At 67.2% G+C, this 18,649-nt stretch carries 18 protein-coding genes, 1 tRNA gene and 1 pseudogene; 11 read left to right on the top strand and 9 right to left on the bottom strand.

Annotated elements, in window-relative coordinates; all coding sequences use genetic code 11:
* Nucleotides 1–24: 24 nt before the first annotated feature.
* From ccmE to RF701_RS06135, 5 genes are read left to right on the top strand one after another with little or no spacing between them, the layout of a single operon-like run.
* Nucleotides 25–459: a cytochrome c maturation protein CcmE gene (gene ccmE / locus RF701_RS06155; RefSeq protein WP_203309461.1), complete on the top strand. Its 435-nt coding sequence runs from the start codon at nt 25–27 to the stop codon at nt 457–459.
* Entirely contained in the window at nt 456–2,372 is a 1,917-nt protein-coding gene (locus tag RF701_RS06150) for a heme lyase CcmF/NrfE family subunit (RefSeq protein WP_308814429.1), read from the top strand. Before ccmE ends, RF701_RS06150 begins: the two co-directional genes overlap by 4 nt.
* Nucleotides 2,369–2,896 (top strand): DsbE family thiol:disulfide interchange protein, encoded by a 528-nt coding sequence (locus RF701_RS06145; protein ID WP_308814428.1) that lies wholly within the window; start codon nt 2,369–2,371, stop codon nt 2,894–2,896. Before RF701_RS06150 ends, RF701_RS06145 begins: the two co-directional genes overlap by 4 nt.
* Entirely contained in the window at nt 2,893–3,297 is a 405-nt protein-coding gene (locus RF701_RS06140; RefSeq protein WP_210358028.1) for a cytochrome c-type biogenesis protein, read from the top strand. Before RF701_RS06145 ends, RF701_RS06140 begins: the two co-directional genes overlap by 4 nt.
* Nucleotides 3,297–3,932, top strand: coding sequence for a hypothetical protein (locus RF701_RS06135; protein ID WP_210358027.1), 636 nt, complete (start codon nt 3,297–3,299; stop codon nt 3,930–3,932). Before RF701_RS06140 ends, RF701_RS06135 begins: the two co-directional genes overlap by 1 nt.
* A 39-nt stretch (nt 3,933–3,971) precedes the next feature.
* On the opposite strand, the gene RF701_RS06130 is transcribed toward RF701_RS06135, so the two are convergent.
* Nucleotides 3,972–4,205, bottom strand: a complete 234-nt coding sequence (locus tag RF701_RS06130) for a DUF3072 domain-containing protein (RefSeq protein WP_246848178.1) — start codon at nt 4,203–4,205, stop codon at nt 3,972–3,974.
* Nucleotides 4,206–4,243: 38 nt separating this feature from the next.
* On the bottom strand, nt 4,244–5,350 hold the full coding sequence (gene ald, locus RF701_RS06125) for an alanine dehydrogenase (RefSeq protein WP_210358026.1): 1,107 nt from the start codon (nt 5,348–5,350) through the stop codon (nt 4,244–4,246).
* 111 nt (nt 5,351–5,461) lie between these two features.
* Here ald and RF701_RS06120 point away from each other — a divergent pair, with 111 nt between their 5' ends.
* From RF701_RS06120 to RF701_RS06105, 4 genes and pseudogenes are all read left to right on the top strand, one after another.
* A complete protein-coding gene (locus RF701_RS06120; RefSeq protein WP_238940858.1) occupies nt 5,462–5,920 on the top strand; it encodes an Lrp/AsnC family transcriptional regulator in 459 nt (152 codons plus the stop codon).
* Nucleotides 5,921–6,044: 124 nt separating this feature from the next.
* The gene (locus RF701_RS06115; protein WP_203309455.1) at nt 6,045–7,979 is read left to right on the top strand and encodes a potassium transporter Kup; all 1,935 of its coding nucleotides are present in this window, start codon (nt 6,045–6,047) and stop codon (nt 7,977–7,979) included.
* A gap of 11 nt (nt 7,980–7,990) precedes the next feature.
* Nucleotides 7,991–8,503, top strand: a pseudogene (locus tag RF701_RS06110) (2'-5' RNA ligase family protein).
* A gap of 55 nt (nt 8,504–8,558) precedes the next feature.
* Nucleotides 8,559–8,635 (top strand) — tRNA-Met (locus tag RF701_RS06105).
* 45 nt (nt 8,636–8,680) lie between these two features.
* Here RF701_RS06105 and RF701_RS06100 read toward each other — a convergent pair.
* Genes RF701_RS06100 through RF701_RS06090 form a run of 3 tightly spaced genes read right to left on the bottom strand, consistent with a single transcriptional unit; the run spans nt 8,681 to nt 11,282 of the window.
* Nucleotides 8,681–9,454 carry a TadE/TadG family type IV pilus assembly protein gene (locus RF701_RS06100; protein WP_308814427.1) on the bottom strand — a complete coding sequence of 258 codons (774 nt, stop codon included), beginning with the start codon at nt 9,452–9,454 and terminating at the stop codon, nt 8,681–8,683.
* Nucleotides 9,445–10,026: a TadE/TadG family type IV pilus assembly protein gene (locus RF701_RS06095; RefSeq protein ID WP_308814426.1), complete on the bottom strand. Its 582-nt coding sequence runs from the start codon at nt 10,024–10,026 to the stop codon at nt 9,445–9,447. The genes RF701_RS06100 and RF701_RS06095 overlap by 10 nt, the downstream gene beginning before the upstream one ends.
* Nucleotides 10,023–11,282, bottom strand: coding sequence for a hypothetical protein (locus RF701_RS06090; protein WP_308815694.1), 1,260 nt, complete (start codon nt 11,280–11,282; stop codon nt 10,023–10,025). Before RF701_RS06090 ends, RF701_RS06095 begins: the two co-directional genes overlap by 4 nt.
* A gap of 10 nt (nt 11,283–11,292) precedes the next feature.
* Here RF701_RS06090 and RF701_RS06085 point away from each other — a divergent pair, with 10 nt between their 5' ends.
* Nucleotides 11,293–11,583, top strand: a complete 291-nt coding sequence (locus tag RF701_RS06085) for a hypothetical protein (protein WP_308815693.1) — start codon at nt 11,293–11,295, stop codon at nt 11,581–11,583.
* A 313-nt stretch (nt 11,584–11,896) separates the two neighbouring features.
* Nucleotides 11,897–12,202, top strand: a complete 306-nt coding sequence (locus RF701_RS06080) for a hypothetical protein (RefSeq protein ID WP_210358022.1) — start codon at nt 11,897–11,899, stop codon at nt 12,200–12,202.
* Nucleotides 12,203–12,249: 47 nt separating this feature from the next.
* Here the strand turns inward: RF701_RS06080 and fdhD are convergent, their stop codons facing one another.
* From fdhD to ppdK, 4 genes are all read right to left on the bottom strand, one after another.
* Nucleotides 12,250–13,041: a formate dehydrogenase accessory sulfurtransferase FdhD gene (gene fdhD / locus RF701_RS06075; protein ID WP_308814425.1), complete on the bottom strand. Its 792-nt coding sequence runs from the start codon at nt 13,039–13,041 to the stop codon at nt 12,250–12,252.
* Entirely contained in the window at nt 13,038–13,634 is a 597-nt protein-coding gene (locus RF701_RS06070) for a molybdenum cofactor guanylyltransferase (protein ID WP_308814424.1), read from the bottom strand. Before RF701_RS06070 ends, fdhD begins: the two co-directional genes overlap by 4 nt.
* Nucleotides 13,541–15,832: an FdhF/YdeP family oxidoreductase gene (locus RF701_RS06065; protein WP_308814423.1), complete on the bottom strand. Its 2,292-nt coding sequence runs from the start codon at nt 15,830–15,832 to the stop codon at nt 13,541–13,543. Before RF701_RS06065 ends, RF701_RS06070 begins: the two co-directional genes overlap by 94 nt.
* A gap of 115 nt (nt 15,833–15,947) precedes the next feature.
* Nucleotides 15,948–18,605, bottom strand: a complete 2,658-nt coding sequence (ppdK, locus tag RF701_RS06060; RefSeq protein WP_308814422.1) for a pyruvate, phosphate dikinase — start codon at nt 18,603–18,605, stop codon at nt 15,948–15,950.
* Between the last annotated feature and the right edge of the window lie 44 nt (nt 18,606–18,649).

The raw sequence follows: 18,649 nt of genomic DNA, 5'->3' as shown, positions 1-18,649 counted from the left end.
GATCGCGATGCGGCGGGCCGAGAAGTGACCGCCAAGAACCAGCGGCTGACGCTCGTCCTGCTCGCGCTCGCCGCGATGGTCGGCGCCGGGCTCCTCGCGCTGTCCGCGCTGCGGGATCAGGCCAGCTTCTTCTACGCGCCCTCGGACGCACGCCGCGACGGCCTGCCGCTTGGTCGCGAGGTGCGGCTGGGCGGGATGGTGCAGGCGGGATCGATCGTGCGGGCCGCCGATGGCGTGACGATCCGCTTCGTCGTCGGCGACGGGCTGGCGACGACGCCCGTGACGTTCCGCGGCATCGCCCCCGACCTTTTCCGCGAACGGTCGGGCGTCGTTGCCGAGGGGCATTTCAATCCCGACGGCAGCTTTACCGCGACCAACTTGCTCGCCAAGCACGACGAGAAGTACATGCCGCCGCAGGTTGCGGGTGCCATGCACGAGACGAAGACGCTGACGAAATGATCGCGGAGGCTGGCCTAGCCGCGCTGTGGTTCGCCGCCGCGCTCGCCGCGCTGCAGCTGGTGCTCGCCGCCGCTGCGGTCGCGCGCGGGCAGGAGGGGCTGGTCGGCGGGGTGCGGCCCGTCGCCGTCCTGCAAGGCGGCTTCGCCGCCGCCGCCATGGCGGCGCTGATCGCCGTTTTCCTCGCCTCCGACATGTCGGTGCGGGTCGTCGTCGAGAACAGCGCGGCCGCCAAGCCGTGGATCTACAAGTTCGCCGGCGCCTGGGGCAATCATGAGGGGTCCATGCTGCTCTGGGTCACCATCCTCGGCCTCGCCGGCGGAGCGGTGGCGATCCTGGAGCGGCGTCTGGACGCGCGGACGCTGATCGCGACGCTCGGCGCGCAGGCCGCGCTGGCGCTCGGCTTCTACGCCTTCCTGCTGTTCTCCTCCAACCCGTTCGACCGCGTCAGTCCGGCGCCGCCGGACGGACTCGGTCTCAATCCGCTGCTGCAGGATCCTGGTCTCGCCTTCCATCCGCCGACGCTCTACGTCGGCTATGTCGGCATATCGGTCGCCTTCTCCTTCGCGGTCGGGGCGCTGGTGACGGGACAGGTCGGTCCCGCCTTCGCCAAGGCCATGCGCCCCTGGGTGCTGGCGGCCTGGATCTTCCTGACGATCGGTATCACCGCCGGCAGCTATTGGGCCTATTACGAGCTGGGCTGGGGCGGCTGGTGGTTCTGGGACCCGGTCGAGAACGCCTCGCTGATGCCCTGGCTTGCCGCTACCGCGCTGCTCCACTCGGTGACCGTGCTCGCGACGCGCGACGGCCTGCGCGCCTGGACGGTGATGCTGGCGGTCGTCGCCTTCTCCATGTCGATGATCGGTACATTCCTGGTCCGGTCCGGCATCCTGACCAGCGTCCATGCCTTTGCCGTCGACCCCAGGCGCGGCGCGTTCATCCTGGCCCTGCTCGCACTTTATATCGGCGGCGCGCTGGCGCTGTTCGGAGCGCGGATCGGCACGGTGCGGGCCGGCACGACCTTCGAGCCGGTCAGTCGCGAGGGCGGTCTCGTCATCAACAACCTGCTGCTGTCGGTCATCCTGGGCGTCGTGCTGATCGGGACGCTCTACCCGCTGGTCGCGGCGAGCTTCGGCGTGCAGCTGTCGGTCGGGCCCCCCTTCTTCAACAAGGCGGCGGGACCGATCGCGCTGGCGCTCGTGGTGGTCATGGCAGCCGGGCCGCTCATCCGCTGGCGACGCGACGATGCCGGGCAATTGACCGGCCGGCTGACCTGGCCGATTGCCGCGACCTGCTTCGCCGCGGCGGCGCTGGTGGCGTTCGGTCCGATACCCGTTCTGCCGACGATCGGGCTCTCGCTCGCGGCGGGTCTCGCGGTCGCTAGCGTCCTGCCCGTGCTCCGTCGCCACCCGTTGCGCACCCCGCTATTCACCTGGGGCATGGTCGTCGCGCACCTGGGCATCGCGGTGAGTTTTGCCGGCATGGCCTCCGACAGCGCCTTCACCAAAGAGACGCTGCTCGCGGTCACCGTGGGCCAGCCCGCGCGCGTCGGGCCGTTCACGGTCCGGCTCGACGGGATCAAGCCCGTGATCGGCGAAGGCTGGTCGGCGTTGGAAGCGCGGCTGTCGGCAACGCGGGACGACGACCTCATCGTGTTGCGCCCGCAATCCCGCTTCTTCTCGACGCCGCCGACGTCGACCAGCGAGAGCGCGATCGCGACCTTCTGGGACGGTCAGCTCTATACCGTGCTGGGCCAGTCGGATGGCTATGGCCGCTGGCAGCTGCGCCTGTGGTGGAAACCGTTCGTGACGCTGATCTGGCTGGGAGGTGCGCTGGTGGCACTGGGTGGGGCGCTGTCGCTCATCGGCCGCTGGCGGCGCGAACGACGCGCGCGCATGCGGGACTATTGGGCATGAAGCGCCTGCTGCTCTGGTTGCCGCTCGCCGGCTTCTCGTTCCTGTTCGGCATAGCAGCGCTGGGCCTGATCAAGCCGGCGGACCGTATTGTGCGTTCGCACCTAGTCGGCAAGCCGCTTCCCGAATTCCGGTTGCCGCCGCTTGCTGCGGGCAAGCCCGGGCTGACGACCACGGACTTCCGGCAAGGCAAGCCGCGGCTGCTCAACATCTTCGCCAGCTGGTGCATCCCCTGCGCCGCCGAGGCGCCGCAACTGCTGCGCCTGAAGGCCATGGGCATTCCGGTCGACGCCGTCGCCATCCGTGATACCGCGCCGGCCCTCGCGGCCTTCCTGCGCCGCAACGGCGACCCCTATGACCGGATCGGAGACGACAGGCAGAGCGCGGTGCAACTCGCCATCGGCTCGTCGGGCGTGCCGGAGACGTTCGTGATCGACGGACAGGGGCGGATCGTCCTTCAGCACGTCGGCGACATCCGCGCCGAAGACGTCGACGCTATCGCCGCAGCGGTCAGGGGCGCGCGATGAGGCGCTGGCTCATACCGGTGGCGCTGATCGCCGCACCCGCCCTCGCGGACCCGTCGACGCCGCCGGCGGCGCTCGCCAATACGCAGCTGCGCGATCCCCTGCGCGAAGCCAAGGCACAGCGGCTGATGGAGACGCTGCGCTGCCTCGTCTGCCAGGGCCAGTCGATCGCCGACAGCGATGCGAGCATCGCGGGTGACATGCGCGCGCTGGTCCGCCAGCGGATCGCGGCCGGGGAGAGCCCCGATGCGATCCGCCGCTGGCTGATCGCGCGTTACGGCGAGTACGTGACGTACGATCCGCCGCTCAACGGGGCGACCTGGCCATTGTGGTTCGCGCCGGTCGTGTTCCTCGTCGTCGGCGTCGCAGTCGCGCGTCTCAGCTTCCGCCGGAGGGCGCAATAATGGGCTGGCTGGCGCTGCTGATCCTCGCCGCCCTCGGCGCGGCAGCGGTCGTGCTGCTCCGCGTACCGCGGATGCTGTGGAGTGCTGTCGGCGCCGCGGCGATGCTCGGTGCCGCCGGCTATGCCTGGCAGGGACGACCCACGCTTCCCGCTCATCCCGCAACGGCGCGCGCCGCCGTCCTGCCTGACGACCTGACGATGATCGACCTGCGCAACCGCATGCTCGGCCAATATACCGCGGACGGCGCGTATCTGGTCGCGGCGGATGCGATGAGCCGGTCCGGCGACCCGCGCGCGGCGGTGCGGGTCATCCTGGGCGGGATCGCGCATGTTCCGGAAAGCCTGATGCTGTGGACCGCGCTTGGGGGTGCCCTGGCGACGCACGACGGCAACCGCGTGTCGCCGCCCGCCCTGTTCGCCTTCCAGCATGCCATGCGACTCTCGCCGCAACATCCCGCGCCGCCGTTCTTCCTCGGCCTCGCCTATGTGCGGGAGGAGAATTTCGACGTGGCGCGACGCTATTGGCGCCGCGCCCTCGCGCTGACCCCCGCCGATGCGTCCTATCGGCGCGATATCGCGATTCGGCTCATGCTGCTCGATCGGCTGATCGCGATGCAGGATGCCGCGCGTCGTTGATCGGCGATGCCCCTCCCGCGGACGGGAGGGGATGAGAGGTCACTGACCGCGCCCGGTCTGCTCCTGCAGCGCGTCGATCCGTTTCGACGCCTCCGCCTTGCTCAGCCCGTCCTCAAACGGCTCGCCGGCTTCCTCGCTCAGCGTCTTGAGGTAGCTCGCCTGCGCGCCGGTCATCGGCTCGCCGCCGGTCGTCCAATCGTCCGGATCCTTCTCGGCATTGCCGGTGGGGTGATCCTTCGGGTTTTCGGACATCTGCTTTTCGTCAACGGACATGGGGTCTTCCTTTCGAAAGACCCCAACCCCTGTGTTCCTTATCCGTTCCAACCGGAGAACGGCAGGTCCAGCGCCTCGGCGACCGCGTGATGCGTGATCTTGCCGTGGTAGACGTTGAGACCGTTCGCCAGATGCGCGTCCGCCTTCATCGCCGCCTCGGCGCCCATGTTCGCCAGCTTGACCGCGAACGGCAGCGTCGCGTTGTTGAGCGCGAAGGTGCTGGTGCGGGCGACCGCGCCCGGCATGTTGGCGACGCAATAATGGATGACGCCGTCGACGTCGAAGACCGGGTCCTCGTGCGTCGTCGCATGACTCGTCTCGAAGCATCCGCCCTGGTCGATGGCGATGTCGACCATCACCGCACCGCGCTTCATCGTCTTGACCATGTCGCGCGTGACGAGCTTCGGCGCCGCCGCGCCGGGGACGAGTACCGCGCCGATGACGAGGTGCGCGTTCTTCACCGCCGCGGCGATCGCCGCCTTGCTGGCATAGGCGGTCTTGATCTGGCTGGAAAAGAACATGTCCAGTTCGGCGAGCCGATCGTTGGAGATGTCGTAGATCGTCACGTCGGCGCGCATGCCGACCGCCATCTGCGCGGCGTTGACGCCCGAGACGCCACCGCCCAGGATCGCGACCTTCGCGGGGGCGACGCCCGGCACACCGCCGAGCAGGACGCCGCGGCCGCCCTGTTCCTTTTCCAGATAATGCGCACCGACCTGCACCGACATGCGGCCGGCGACCTCGCTCATCGGCTTCAGCAGCGGCAGGCCGCCGCGCGCCGCGGTCACCGTCTCATAGGCGATGCACGTGGCGCCCGACTTGATCAGCCCCTCGGCCTGCGGCTTGTCGGCCGCGAGGTGAAGGTAGGTGAAGAGCAGGTGGCGCGGTTCGAGCAGCGCGATCTCGCTCGCCTGCGGTTCCTTGACCTTCACGATCATGTCCGCCGCGGCGAACACCTCCGCCGCGCTCCCCAGGATCTTCGCCCCGGCGGCGACATAATCCTCATCGCCGAAGTCGATGCCGGCACCCGCCTGCGTCTCGACGACGACGTCGTGGCCCGCCGCGACCAGCTCCGCCACCGACGGCGGGGTCAGGCCGACACGATATTCGTGGTTCTTGATCTCCTTGGGTACGCCGATTCGCATCTTGAACTCTCCTTGTGTCGATCGCCGCATTAGCGCCGTTGCGCCGGGAGGAGTTTGCAATCTCGTCCGGTTGACGGCAGGGACGCAGGAAATCATCCCGAGGGTCCGCCGATGTCCGCAACGATTGTGCTCGACGCGTTGGACCGCCGCATCCTGTCGCAACTGGCCGCGAATTCCGACCTGACCAGCGCCGAACTAGGCGAGGCGGTCGGCCTGTCGCCCAGCGCCGCCCACCGGCGCGTGGCGACGCTGCGCGAGCGCGGCCTCATCGCCGGCTATCGGGCCGTGCTCAGCAGGGCCGCGCGGGGCGATCCGAGCACCGTGCTCGTCAACGTCACGCTGCGCGACCAGCGCGAGGAGACGATGGCCGCCTTCGAACGCGAGATCGTCGATTGCCGCGAGGTCCGCGAGTGCTTCCTGATGAGCGGCGAGGCGGACTATATGCTTCACGTCGAGGTCCGGCGGGACGACACCTTCGAGCGGATCCACCGCGAGACGCTGTCGCGCCTGCCGGGCGTCGCGCGCCTCGCCTCGCATTTCGTCATCCGCGAGGTGGTCCGCCGCGGCTGAAGGACCCTGCCGACGTGCCCGGCGTTGCCCCCTTCGTTCAGCCCATGCTAAGGCGCGCGCCAATGGAACAGGTAGGGAACTGCGGCCACTGCGGCCGCGTCACCGCGATCGGTCCGCGCTCGTCATGAGCGCGCCCATCGCCGCCGCGACGCCGGATGCACGCGGCACGCAGGCCGAGCATGGACTCGGTCACCCGCATCATAGCGATGGGTTGCTCAAGCTCGCCGTAGGGGCGGTTGGCATCGTGTTCGGCGACATCGGCACCAGCCCGCTGTACGCGTTCCGCGAAACCTTCGCCGGCCATCACAAGCTGGCGCTCGATCCGATGCACATCATGGGCGTGCTAAGCCTGATGTTCTGGTCGATGATGATCGTCGTATCGATCAAGTACGTCGCGATCATCATGCGTGCCGACAACAAGGGGGAGGGCGGAAGCCTCGCCCTCTTGGCGCTCGTCTCCGGAAGGACGCGCAGCCGCCGGTGGACCGCGGGCATCATCCTGCTGGGCGTGTTCGCGACCTCGCTCTTCTATGGCGACTCGATGATCACGCCGGCGGTCACCGTACTCGGCGCGGTGGAAGGCCTCGCGATCGCCGCGCCCGCCTTCTCGCCGCTGGTACTGCCGATCGCGGTGGTCATCCTTGTCGCGCTGTTCTGGGTGCAGAAAAATGGCACCGCGCGCATCGGGCTCGTGTTCGGTCCGATCATGCTCGTCTACTTCGCGACGATCGCGGTCCTCGGCATTCTGAGCGTCGTGCAGACGCCTGAGGTGCTGGGCGCGTTCTCGCCGCATCATGCGATCCGTTTCTTCGCCCACGATCCCGTGCGTGCCTTCCTCGCGCTCGGATCGGTCGTGCTGGCGGTGACCGGGGCGGAAGCGCTCTACGCCGACATGGGGCATTTCGGGCGCCGGCCGATCGGCCTGTCATGGCTGTGTTTCGTGCTGCCCGCGCTGATGTGCAACTATCTGGGGCAGGGCGCGCTGCTGTTCCGCGAGGGGCGCGCGGCGCTCGAGAGCCCGTTCTACATGCTCGCCCCCGACAGCCTGCAGCTGCCGCTGGTCATTCTGGCGACCATGGCGGCGATCATCGCCAGCCAGGCGGTGATCTCCGGCGCCTTCTCCGTGACGCAACAGGCGATCCAACTCGGCTATATGCCGCGTTTGCGCATCGAACACACCAGCGCCTCCACCGCAGGACAGATCTATATCCCCCTCATCAACTGGATGTTGATGGCGATGGTGATCCTGCTGGTGCTGTTCTTCCGCACATCGTCCAACCTGACCTCGGCCTATGGCATCGCGGTGACGGGCGCGATGTTCATCGACTCGTGCCTGCTCGGCGTCGCGCTGCTGCGCCTGTGGAACTGGCCGGTCTATGCCGCCGCGCCATTGCTCGGGCTCTTCTTCCTGGTCGACGGGGCGTATTTCACCGCCAATCTGACCAAGGTGCCCGATGGCGGCTGGTTCCCGCTCATGATCGGCCTGATCGTCTTCACCCTCCTCACCACCTGGTCGAAGGGTCGGGCGCTGATGATGGCCCGGCTGCGGGAGGCGGCGATGCCGCTCAAGGTGTTCATCACCTCCGCCTCGAGCTCGGCGAGCCGCGTGCCGGGCACCGCCGTGTTCATGACGTCGACCGCCGATGGCGTGCCGCACGCGCTGCTGCATAACCTCAAGCACAACAAGGTGTTGCACGAGCGCGTCATTCTCCTGACGGTCAAGGTGGTCGAACAACCCTATTGGCCCGCCGACCAACGCGCGGACGAACAGGCGATCGGCGAGGGCTTCTATCGGGTCGTGCTGCGCTACGGCTTCATGGAGGAGGTCGACGTTCCCGCCGCCCTGAAGCGCGTTCACACCTGCGGCGCCGATTTCAAGATGATGGACACGAGCTTCTTCCTGTCCCGCCAGACCCTTTTGCCGTCGGAGCGACCGGGCATGATGCTGTGGCGCGAGAAGCTGTTTTCGTGGATGCTCCGCAATGCGGAAAGTGCGATGGAGTTCTTCCGACTGCCGACGAACCGGGTCGTCGAGCTTGGCAGTCAGGTGGAGATTTGAGTACGTCCGCGATGCCTTCGGCCGGCGCGCCAATCATCGTCAGCGCGGTGTTCGGGCGACAGGACTAGGGCTGGTTCGACGCGCAGCGCGCCGCGCACTTTCCGCCCGAGCGCAATCAGCTTTCCGCGCACCTGACGTTGTTCCACCATCTGCCGCCATCGGCGGAGGCGGAACTGAAGCACCGTCTGGCGCAGGAGACGCGCGGCGTTCGGGCTCCCCGCGCGCGTATCGGCGGATTGATGTCGCTGGGACGCGGTGTCGCCTACCGCATCGAATCGCCGGACCTGGTCGCGATCCGCCATCGGCTTGCCGATGCCTTCGCCGGTCTGCTGACACCGCAGGACGCCGGCGGCTGGCGACCCCATGTCACGATCCAGAACAAGGTGCAGCCGAATGTCGCCAAGCTGCTGCTGACGAGTCTGTCGCGCGACTTTGTGCCGCGTGAGGTGGAAGTCGCAGGGCTGGCGGCCTGGTGGTATCGCGGCGGTCCGTGGGAAAACATTTCCCGGCACATGTTCGCTTGACGCCCCCCGATCGCCTCCATATAGGCCGCGGCTCGCGAGTGAGCCGCCGGGTTTCGGCGGAGTAGCTCAGCTGGTTAGAGCACGGGAATCATAATCCTGGGGTCGGGGGTTCAAGTCCCTCCTCCGCTACCATCCGCCCGGTCGGATGGCGGCAGGCCACTCGCGAATCTCTTCTGATCAGATCGTCGGAACGGTGGCGTCGAACAGGCGGCAGTCCGCCCGCTGCGTCCCGGTCAACGCGCTATCGTTGCGAAGGGAATAGGCGGTGCGCTGACGCACGTTGAACGCTTGAAGGCGACGGATCGTCCAGCCCCGGAACAACGGCAGCGGCGTGATCGGCTGGTAGGTGTAGACGATCTCCGCAACCATTACGGCAGTGCCGCTCGAGGCGGAGATGACGTTGGTCGACGGCCCCATGCCGAGAATCATCGACTTGGTCTCGACCGCGCCGTCGTCCGGGTTGGGATCGTCGAGGTTCGTCACGGCCGCGCCGTTGACGTCCAGCGGCCCCCCGTAACTGGAGCTGACGTTCAGCGCGCCCACGCAGCGCTGCCAGCGGATCCATTGACGGTAGCCGTTGGGATTGTCCGACGTGATCGGCCCGGCCCCGCCGGTCGTGTTCGTCCGCTGCTCGAGATTCGACAGGATGATCCTGCCGTTGGCGGCGAAACCGATCGGCTCGCCCATCTTCCGGGCGCCGACCATCAGTTCATTGATGTCGGTTTCGTCGATCGACGTCCGCACGCGGCCGGCATTGTCGGCAACCGTCATCGCGATTTGCGACACGCGCAGCGACGCCTGCATGAAATGAGCGGTTTCCAGCCCGCCAACCCCGAGCGTCAGCAAAAGGGGCAGGGAATAGGCGAACTCGACGAGCGCAAGCCCGCTGGTCGCGGATGCGAGCATCGCAAGCGGCCTGCGCCGCGTGACGAGGCGGCGGATCAGTTGCATATCGTCGGCGGATCCGGCTGCGCCGCATAGGGCTGGTTCTTCATCATCGTCGTGCCCGTGATCGTCGTGGTTCCCGAGAATCCGAGCAGGCGACCGACGGGGAGCAGGTTCGGATAGCTGACGGTTGCTTGATAATAGACGATATCGTCGGACCCGCCCGTGCCGCCGCTCCCGGAATCGGCATCCCATCTGCCGTTGCGGTTGAGATCGAGGTAGCAGTCGCCGGTATTGTAGGTGCCGAGCGGCGCCGTATCCGTCGTGATCGGCTCCGGCTTCCCGACATGCGCGAAGTCGTAATAGCTCGACGGCGTGACCGTCACTGTCGCGCGCGGCAGGATGCGCTGGATCTGCTTGCGCACCGAGGCGGCAATCGTCGCGGGGTCGTTGCTGGTCGAGACCGTGACCTGGCGCGCGGACTGTTCCAGTGCGCCCTGCAACTGGACGCCGACATAGGCCCGAAAGCCCAGATCCATCATTCCGATCAGCAGCATCATGAGGCAAGGGGCGACGATCGCGAATTCTACGATGGTCGTGCCGCGTTCATCGCGGAGGGGCGCAATGATGCCGATCACTGCGTCAGCCTCAACGCGCCGATGTTCTTGCCGATCTCGACGAATTTGGCCACCAGCGCCGCCGAATTGGCGGAGGTCGACGCCTGGCTGGGAGAACTGGCGCAGTTGGTCAGGTTGGTATCCAGGGCTTGGGCAAAGCCGATTACCCAGACCGAATACCCCATCGTCTTCGCCTTGGCGCAGAGAAGGTTGAAGCGTTGCTGGTGCCGCGCCATCTGGTCGGCCTTGCTGGACTGGTTACCTCCCGGGGTCACCCGCGCGTCGAGGTCCTCGACGCCATAGGCCGAATAATAGCCGGAATAGCCGGTATCGAGCAGACCGTCGGTCATGAAAATGATGAATTTCTTGACCGGCATGCCGCTGTAGGTCTGCGGATTGTTCGCACCGAAGATGCCGTTCGAAGAGGCCCATCGCGCACCCCAGCGCATGCCGGCATCATGATAGGTGCCCCCGTCCGGCGTCAGCGTGTTGACGTAGGTGACAAGCGCATCGCGGGTCCAGGTTGCCATCGGCGCGGCCTGTGCGGGACAGGCGAGCTGCGGCTTGCGGACCTCCGTATAGATGCCCCAGTTGTAGCTGAGATACTCGACCTCCGGCCAGTAGGGACGCCAGCGCGTGGCGTCGTTGTAGGGGATGAGGTCGATGTCCAGGTCATAGGCCGCCGGGTCGATGCTGGTGGCGGTGCTGGACATCCGCGTGGTCTGCCGCTCCTCGATGCAGCCCGCCCACGCCGCCGAATAGCGGTCGGGCGTCCAGTAATCGGCGATCGGGGTCAGGCCTTGCGATTTGTTCGGGTCGGACGTGCCCACCTTGGCGTTGCCGCTGCCGCCGCGGCCGGCGATCCGTACGGGCTGGCCCGACAGATATTGCGTGACGTCATATGTTCGTGGACCGTAGCTGAAATACTCGCAAATGCCGCTCGGGCTATCGTAGGTGCCTGACAGGTAACTGCAATAATACTGGCTTGTGTAGGCCCAATTCTGTGCCCTGCTCTGATATGTCGCCTGCGTCGCCATATAGCTGGGGTTGGCGGCCATGATCGCGGCGCCGACATTCACGGTGCTCGAATAGGGAACGATCCCGTAGCGAAGTCGCATGCCCGCGGCCTGGAGTGCCGTCTGCGTCGGGGCGAGCTGGTCGTACAGCGCGAGCACGGCGTTGCGCACGCCGGCGATCTTCGACACCGTGTCGCTTGGAGTCGCAGGATCCTTCATCGATCCCGTGGTATCGAGGACCAGCACGACATCGGTGTTCACGAAATCCTGCTTGGCGTTGCACGTCACCGAAATGGGCAAGGCCGAAAATCCGAAGATTTTCATCACGGTGACCGGCGACGTCGAGGCGGCCGTGAGAACAACGGTTTGTGCCGATCCCGGCGCGCTGCTGACCGTGGGCGTAAACGCGCTGGTGCCGAAGGCGCGTTGGGGGAAGTTGAAGTTGAAGAACTTGGTTACCTCGGCCGTCACCGCGGAATCGACCGAACCGGCGGTCATCGCGCGCCGACCGGCAAGCACCGCGGCGTCGCAAGCATGCTGCATCCGCGTGCGCGAGGCATAGGCGCGGCCCAGATCCACGCCGGATCCGATCACGGCGAGAAGAACCATAATGTAAAAGGCGCTCAACATGATCACGTTGCCGCGCCGGTCGCGGGCGAGACGGGCGATCAGGCGGGAGAGCCTGCCTATGTTCGGACGTGCGCGGCGAACCATGGTGAATGCGTGCGAGCCTCTGTGCGGGCAAGCGCCCCACCGCCGGCGTGTAGGGTGATGTGGTTGCGACCAAGTAAATGGAATTTAAAAAAAAGGTCATCTGTCAGGATCGGAACGATTTGGAAACCACGTGCCGGCTAGGGTGATGACGGAGCAGGTCGATGCAGCAGCCCTATCATTTCCCCCATGACCGTCGCCGAGAGGAACGACGTCGCGCGCCCAGCGCCGTGCCCCCCCAGCAGGAGCGCCGCGTCGCCGACCGGCGGTCCGGCGAGGTCAAGCTGCGCCGCGTCAAGCCGCAGCCGATCAACCGCGGGCTGCTCTGGGCCGCGGCCCTCACGGTGCTGGTCGTGGTCGACTCGGTTTGCCTCGACGGCGCCTACCGGCATGTCGTCACGCAATGGACGGCGGAGCGTGCGACCACGGTGCGATCGACGGTCGATCATTTCTGGGACTCGGGACACTAAGCGCGGCGGGCGCCCACCCATCGTCGAGCGGATCGCTGTTTGGCGTCTCAGCCAAACACGTCGTGCGGGTCGCTGGCAACGAGCATCGTATCCGCCCGCGCCAGAGCGACGAGCGTCAGGCCGTGAGCCCGGGCATGATCGATCGCGAGCGTGGTCGGGGCGGAGATGCCGCAGAGCAGCGGCGCGCGCGCGACCAGCGCCTTGTCCACCATCTCGAAGCTGATCCGGGACGTGACGAGCATGAAGGCGTCGGCGGCACCGGCGATCGCCCGCGCACCGATCAGCTTGTCCAGCGCGTTGTGCCGGCCGACATCTTCATAGGCGGCGACGATGGTGCCCGCCTGGTCGCATGCGGCCGCGGCATGGACCGCACCTGTGCGGGCATTCAGCGGTTGATGCGAGCGAAGCGCGGCCCGCGCCGCAAACAAGGCGGCGGCTGCAACAGAAGGGCGGGGAGGGGGCTGCCGCACCGGCCGTTGCACCTGCTCGAGGCTCGCGATGCCGCACAGGCCGCAGGACGTGTCGCTCGTGCGATGCCGTACCCGATCCCGGATGCGACCGGCGCATGACGGCGCCAGGAAGACGCGCACGATCCAGCCCGCGGGCGTTTCGAACGGCTCGATTGCGAGGATGTCGGCAACGCTGTCCGCCAGCCGTTCGGTCAGCGTGAAGCCGGTGGCGAACGCTTCGAGATCGCGCGGCGTCATCATCATCACCGCGTAGCCGAGCCCGTCGACCTCGATGGCGACGGGTGTCTCGCACGCCACCGCGCGCTCCGCCGTGCTCCTGGCGCCGTCCGCATGGAGGACGCGGATCACCTCGAGCCGCTCACCGCTCATAAAGCGAGCAGATCCTCCGGCGCGTTGATGTTGGCGATCGGCGCCGGTGCGGCGATCGGCAGCGCACCGATGTCCCGAGCCCATCGCCGTACCGACCGGTCCCCGTCGCCTCGCGTCAATCGTCCGCACAGATCATCCGCCAGCGCGGCCGGCCACAGGCCGATGACGGGTACGTCGACGCAATAGGAGGGCGATCGCCGCAATAGCGCCTCGAGCAGCGATGGCGGTGGAAACGGCGTGTCGCACGGCATCGTAAGGACGTCGGTGAAGCCATGACCCGCCGCATGGCGCATCGCACCGGCGATGCCGCCCAGCGGCCCCAGGCCGGGCCGCGGAAAGTCGGCGATCCCCTCGGCGCGCCCCACGACGACGACGGCCGAGACGTGCGCGACCAGCGCGGCGCGGACATGGTCGATCAGGCGCCGCCCCGCGAACAGGGCCGCGGCCTTGTCGCTGCCGAAACGGCTCGCCTGCCCGCCCGCCAGGATCGCACCCAGGATCAGGCGGCGCGCTCCACCCGGACCGGCACCGATTTCGCGGCTGGCACCCGGCTCTGTTCGGCATGATGCGACACCGGCATCAGCACGTTGCACTCGGGATAATAGGCGCCGAGGCATCCTTCGGGAATGTCATAGGGCACGACGAGCAATCCACCGACGCGCGTGTCGCCGTTATCACCGGCGTCGCCGACCAGATCCACCTTGTCGTGCTCCGCGACCCCCAGACGCGCCATGTCGGCACGGTTCATCAGCACGACGTCGCGCGTGCCTTTGATGCCGCGGAACCGGTCGTGATAGCCGTAGACCGTCGTGTTGAACTGATCGTTCGAGCGCAGCGTCATCAGGCGGAAACGTCCGTCCGCATCCTCGAAGCCCGTGGCGCTCATCGCGGTCGGCACGTTGAATTCAGCACGGCCGCTTTCGGTCTGCCATTCACGATGCGCGGCGGGCACGCCCTTCCAGAAGCCGCCGGGAATCCACATCCGATCGTTGAAGCGCGCGAACTTGTCGGGATAGGTCGCCTCGATCGCGTCCCGGACGAGGCCGTAATCGCCGACCCAGGCGTCCCAATCCAACTTCGGATTGGAAGCGAGCGTCGCCTTCGCGATGCCGGCGACGATCGCCGGTTCGGACAGCAGCGTCGCCGCCGCGGGCGTCGCGCGGCCGCGCGAGGCGTAGATGCGGCTGAACGAGTCTTCCATCGTGACGGCCTGCGGACCGGTGGCCTGTTCGTCCGTCTCGATCCGGCCGAGGCAGGGGAGGAGGTAGCAGGTCTTGCCGGGGAGCAGATGCGTGCGGTTGAGCTTGGTCGCGATGCTGACGGTCAGGGGCAGGCGCCGCCACGCCGGCTCGATCCTGGCCGTGTCCGGCACGGCGCGGGCGAGATTGCCGCCGAGCCCCAAGAAGGCCTGCGCCGATCCGTCAATGATGTGCTCGCAGGCATCGACCGTGTCCCAGCCCTTCTCGCGCGGCGGCTCGAAATCGTAGAGGTCCTTGAGCCGGTCGAGCGGGGCGAGTTCGGGCTTCTCGGTGATGCCCACCGTGCGCTGGCCCTGGACGTTGGAATGCCCGCGCACCGGCCCGAAGCCGGCGCCGGGCTTGCCGACATTGCCACGCAGCAGCATGAAATTGACCAGCATGTGCAGGTTGTCGATGCCGTGGACATGCTGGGTCAGCCCCATGCCATAGACGCAGATGACCCGTTCCGCCTTGATGTAGATGCGCGCCGATTCCTCGATCTCCGCCCGGCTGAGACCGCTTTCGCGTTCGATCTCTTCCCAGCCGGTGGCACGCGCCTTGGCCGCGAAATCGTCGAAACGCACGGTGTGCGTCGCGATGAAGTCGTGGTCGATGATCGCGGGCTCACCCGCCGCGCGGGCGGCATCGTCGGCCGCGATGACATATTTGCACAGGCCCATCAGCGCAGCGATGTCGCCGCCTGCCTTCACCTGGTGATATTGGCTGGCGATCGGCGTCGATTTGCCGGTGGCCATCTCGATCGGGTTCTGCGGATCGGTAAAGCGCTCGAGCCCGCGTTCCTTGAGCGGGTTGAACACGACGATCTGCACGCCGCGCTTGGCGCAGGCGCGCAGGGGATGGAGAAACCGCGGGCTGTTCACGCCCGGATTCTGTCCGAAATAGAAGATCGCGTCGCACGTGTCGTAGTCCGACAGGTGGATCGTGCCGACGGGCGACCCGATCGCCTGCTTGAGTCCGACCGAGGTCGTCTCGTGGCACATGTTCGAGCTGTCCGGCAGGTTCTGGCTGCCGTACATGCGCGCCATCAGGGACCACATGTACGACGTTTCCAGGCTGGCGCGCCCCGATGCGTAGAAGACCACCTTGGTGGGATCGAACCCTTTCATTTGCGCACCGATGTCGGCGAAAGCTTCGGCCCAGCTGATCGCCACATATTTGTCGGTCGCCGCATCATATTTCATCGGATGCGTCAGGCGGCCGGCCTGTTCTAGGTCGAAGTCTTTCCAGCCGCGCAATTCGGTCAGCGTATGCTGCGCGAAGAATTCCGGCGTGACGCGATACCCGGTCAGTTCCCAGGCGGTGGCCTTCGCCCCGTTCTCGCAGAATTCGGCAACGTGCGGATGCGCCGGCTTTCCCCAAGCGCAGGACACGCACATGAACCCACCGGGCTTGTTCTGACGCGTCAGTTCGCGTGCGATTTCCGGCCGGCTCTTCTCGCGCAGCGTAATCTCGGCCAGCGACTTCATCGATCCCCAGCCACCCGCCGGTCCCGTATAGGGGCTGGTGTCGATATCGTCCGTCGTCTTGCGCATGTGCCGTGACCCTTCCGCTTGGCCGATCAAACGAAGTGGCGGGAGTTTCGATGCAACTAGAGCAAAAAGGCAAGCGCCGCACCGGCATCCAGGCCGGGGCGACGCAAGCGTTTCCTTACCGCCGCAATGCCGCCTGCGCTGCGGCGAGCCGGGCGATCGGTACGCGATAGGGGCTGGCCGACACGTAATCGAGCCCGACGCTTTCGCAGAAGGCGATGCTCGCCGGGTCGCCGCCATGCTCGCCGCAGATGCCGAGCTTGATGTCGGGCCGCGTGGCGCGACCGCGCTCTGCCGCCAGTTTCACCAGTTCGCCGACGCCCTCGACGTCCAGGCTGACGAACGGGTCCTTGGCGTAGATGCCCTTTTCGACATAGGCGCCCAGGAACCGCGCGGCATCGTCGCGGCTGACGCCCAAAGTCGTCTGCGTCAGGTCGTTGGTGCCGAAGGAGAAGAACTCGCCCGTCTCCGCGATCTCACCCGCCTTCAGCGCTGCGCGGGGCAGCTCGATCATCGTGCCGACAAGATAGTCGACCCTGCCGCCTCGCTCGGCAAAGACGGTCTCGGCCGCCTTGTCGACGACCGCCTTCATCAGGTCGAGCTCGCGCTTGGTGGCGACCAGCGGGATCATGATCTCGGGCACCGGCGCGTCGCCCTTGGCCGCGACGTCCAGCGCCGCCTCGAAGATCGCACGGGCCTGCATCTCGTAGATTTCGGGATAGGTGACGCCGAGGCGGCAGCCGCGATGGCCGAGCATCGGGTTGAATTCGTGCAGCTCGCTGGCTCGCCGCTTCAGGGTCTCGACGTCGACGTTCGCGGCGGCCGCGACCTCGGCGAACTCGGCCTCCTCGTGCGGCAGGAATTCGTGCAGCGGCGGGTCGAGCAGACGCACCGTCACCGGCAGGCCTGCCATCACCTCGAAAATCTCCGTAAAGTCGCTGCGCTGCGCCGGCAGCAGCCGGTCGAGCGCGGCGCGGCGGCCCTGTTCGCTGTCGGCGAGGATCATCTGGCGCACCGCGGTGATGCGGTCGGCGTCGAAGAACATGTGCTCGGTGCGGCAGAGACCGACGCCCTCCGCGCCGAAATCGCGCGCCGTGCGGCAGTCGGCGGGCGTTTCCGCATTGGCGCGCACCTTGAGCCGGCGTGACCCATCGGCCCATGCCATCAGCGTGCCGAAATCGCCGGCGAGTTCCGGCTGGACGGTCGCGACCTCGCCGGCCATCACCTCACCGCTCGCGCCGTCGATGGTGATCGTGTCGCCTTCGCCGAGCGAGCGGCTGCCCACGCGCAGCACCTTGTCCTTCGCCGAAATCGACAGGCCGCCGGCGCCGGAAACGCACGGACGCCCCATACCGCGCGCGACGACCGCGGCGTGGCTGGTCATGCCGCCGCGCGCGGTCAGGATGCCCTTGGCCGCGTGCATGCCGTGAATGTCCTCCGGGCTCGTCTCGACGCGGACGAGGATGACCGCCTCTCCCGCCGCGGCGCGCTTCTCCGCGGTGTCGGCATCGAAGACGATGCGGCCAGAGGCGGCGCCGGGGGAGGCGGGCAGGCCCTTGGCGATGACGTCGCGCGGCGCCTTGGGATCGAGCGTCGGGTGGAGCAGCTGGTCGAGCGCCATCGGGTCGACGCGTGCCACCGCCTCCTCGCGGGTGATCAGGCCTTCATTGGCCATGTCGACCGCGATCTTCAGCGCGGCCTTGGCGGTGCGCTTGCCGGAACGGGTCTGCAGCATCCAGAGCTTGGCCTTTTCGACCGTAAACTCGATGTCCTGCATGTCGCGATAATGCGTCTCCAGCCGGTCGAAGACGGCGGCGAGTTCCGCATAGACCTCCGCCATCGCCTCTTCCATCGAGGCCGGCTTGGCGCCCGCCTCCTCGCGGGCGGCACGCGTGAGATATTGCGGCGTACGGATGCCGGCGACGACGTCCTCGCCCTGCGCGTTGATCAGGAACTCGCCATAATAGGCGCGATCGCCCTTGGCGGGATCGCGGGTGAAGGCGACGCCAGTCGCCGACGTATCGCCCATGTTGCCGAACACCATCGCCTGGACGTTGACCGCGGTGCCCCAGTCGCCGGGGATGTCGTTGAGCCGGCGATAGACCTTCGCCCGCTCCGACTGCCACGAGCCGAACACCGCGCCGACCGCGCCCCATAGCTGGTCGTGCACGTCCTGCGGGAAGGGCTTGCCCCATTCCTTTTCGACCAGGCCCTTATACTCGGCGACGAGGGCGCGCAGGTCGTCGGCGGTCAGCTCGGTGTCGAGCGTATAGCCATTGTCCTCCTTGGCGATCTCTAGCGCCTCCTCGAACGCGCCATGATCCAGCTCCAGCACGACATCGGCGTACATCTGGATGAAGCGGCGATAGCTGTCCCAGGCGAAGCGTTCGTCGTCGGCGGCCCGCGCCAGGCCCTCGACCGTCGCGTCGTTGAGCCCCAGGTTGAGGACGGTGTCCATCATGCCGGGCATCGACACGCGTGCGCCGGAGCGGACGGAGACGAGCAGGGGGTTGGCCGGATCGCCGAAGCGTTTGCCGGTGATCCCCTCGATATGCGCGATGCCGTTCGCCACCTCGTCGCGCAGCGAATCCGGGAACCGCTCGCCCTCCTCGTAGTAGCGCGTGCACATCGCGGTCGAGATGGTGAAGCCGGGCGGGACGGGGAGGCCGATCGACGCCATTTCGGCGAGGTTCGCGCCCTTGCCGCCCAACAGGTTCTTGTCGCCCTTGCCGCCGTCGGAGACGCCGCCGCCGAAACGGAACACGTACTGGGTCATCGCTGGTCCTTCACTTCGGTGAACGTGGCCCCGGGGAGGGAAGG

Origin of the sequence: Sphingomonas sp. GV3 (genome assembly GCF_031082075.1) — a bacterium.
In the GTDB taxonomy this organism is placed as follows: Bacteria; Pseudomonadota; Alphaproteobacteria; order Sphingomonadales; family Sphingomonadaceae; genus Sphingomonas; species Sphingomonas beigongshangi.
Note: the sequence above shows the minus strand (reverse complement) of the source record. Positions and strands in the feature narration are given on the sequence as shown.